This is a genomic window from Psychrobacter muriicola 2pS, assembly GCF_904846535.1.
Lineage (GTDB): Bacteria > Pseudomonadota > Gammaproteobacteria > Pseudomonadales > Moraxellaceae > Psychrobacter > Psychrobacter aquimaris.
Genome location: NZ_CAJHBC010000025.1, coordinates 1 through 776 on the forward strand (window position 1 = coordinate 1; position 776 = coordinate 776).

General features: G+C 48.3%; 2 protein-coding genes. Both read right to left on the bottom strand.

Translation table 11 applies throughout. The features are described from left to right. The coding region (locus tag JMX93_RS14265; RefSeq protein WP_499205092.1) for a TRAP transporter large permease subunit at positions 1-341 on the bottom strand (341 nt) is incomplete at its 3' end. Beyond that, on the bottom strand, positions 338-776 hold a 439-nt coding region (locus tag JMX93_RS14270; RefSeq protein WP_499205093.1), incomplete at its 5' end, for a TRAP transporter small permease. The genes JMX93_RS14265 and JMX93_RS14270, both read right to left, overlap by 4 nt.

Consider the following 776-nt stretch of genomic DNA (forward strand, 5'->3'; position numbering starts at 1 on the left):
GAGATAGAAGCAAAGATACCAGAGGAACCAATACCTGCAATACCAAGACTTCCCCTCACCCCACCAAAGATAGTTCGTGTAGCTTCAAACAGCTTCCCTGCCATCCCTGAATGAGTGGCAAAGACGCCCATTAAAATAAATAAGGGAATGGCACTAAAGTCATATTTGGCTAGGACATCTACCGGAATATCTTTGAGCATTTGCAGTGCGCCACTGGGTGCAGTCACTGCACCAAAACCAACCAATCCAACACCCAACATGGCAAGCGCCACTGGAACTCGCAGGACAACAAGCAAGATCATGACGATTAAGCCGATAGCTCCAATAATTTCTGGACTCATGCGCCTGTCTCCTCGGCGTCAAAGAATTCGCCTGTTTTAAAGATGTTGATGGATTCGATCAGTGAGCGGATGGCCAGTAAGGCGCTTAACAAAGCACTGATGAGGTAGATTGGCATCATGGAGATACGAAGATCTTGGGTGACTTTGCCAAACTCCATGGCGTCGATGGCGCTCTCATAGAGTCCCCATGCAAAGACGATGCCGATGGCAAAGAAGCCAAGCATAAAGACACCCATCATGTAGCCTTTGATAGACTGGGGCATCTTCTGGGTAAAGACGTCGACGATGATTTGCGAGCGTTCGACAAAAGCGGCAAAGGCGGCCAGTAGGGCAAAAAGCATAAAGTAGGAGACGATCTCTACACTGCCTTTGACGGTAAAGCCAAACTCACCACCAGTAAGTTTAAAGATGTAACGGGCGACGACGTCTACCAGT